This window comes from Facklamia sp. P9177, assembly GCF_050409585.1.
Classification (GTDB): Bacteria; Bacillota; Bacilli; order Lactobacillales; family Aerococcaceae; genus Facklamia.
This window is the reverse complement of sequence record NZ_JBNUPE010000045.1, coordinates 1-704: the sequence shown is the minus strand read 5'-3', so window position 1 is coordinate 704 and position 704 is coordinate 1. Positions and strand designations below refer to the sequence as shown.

General features: G+C 34.1%; 1 protein-coding gene. It reads left to right on the top strand.

Going from position 1 to position 704, the window contains the following annotated elements; all coding sequences use genetic code 11:
- Positions 1-548: fasciclin domain-containing protein (locus ACQV18_RS09385; protein WP_428893013.1), on the top strand; the 548-nt coding region annotated here is incomplete at its 5' end.
- Between the last annotated feature and the right edge of the window lie 156 nt (positions 549-704).

The window sequence follows — 704 nt, the reverse complement described above, 5'->3', positions numbered from 1 at the left end:
AAGAAATAAGCTCTAAAGAAGAAAGTACCAAAGAAAAAAGCTCTAAAAAAGAGAGCTCTAAAGAAGAGAGTACCAAAGAAATAAGTTCTAAAGAAGACATACATAAACAAAAGGATATTGTTGCCACCCTTCAAGATAATGATGATTTCAGTATTTTAGCGGCTGCTTTTGAAAAAACTAATTTAGTTGAAATCTTACAAGAAAACGAACCATATACCCTCTTCGCCCCAACGGATGAAGCTTTTGAGCAATTATTAGAAGAGCTTGATATCACGGAGCAAGAGCTACTAACACAGCCTGATCTTAATAAACTATTAACTTATCACCTGGTGGCTAGTAAAATTTTGGCTGAAGATTTAAAAGACGGAAAATCTGTTGAAACTGTTAATGGAGAAAAAGTGGCCTTCGATTTTTCAGAAGACGAGCCGATGATCAGTGAATCGATGATTACTTCTACCGATTTAGAAGTTTCCAATGGAGTTATTCATATCATTGACACAGTTTTAATTCCTAAAGACTTCGAGTTACAAAAAGTGGATACTAAATAAGCTAGGCAAAGCTTTTCTTACTTTCTATTAACGTCAAAGAGGCTGAATAAATAAAGTTCTATAATAAATAGGGTGGATGGAAGAAAAACACTTCCTTCCACCCTATTTTTTGCTACACAAAAACACAGAAGTCCGATCTATTAAAAGTGGTAACTA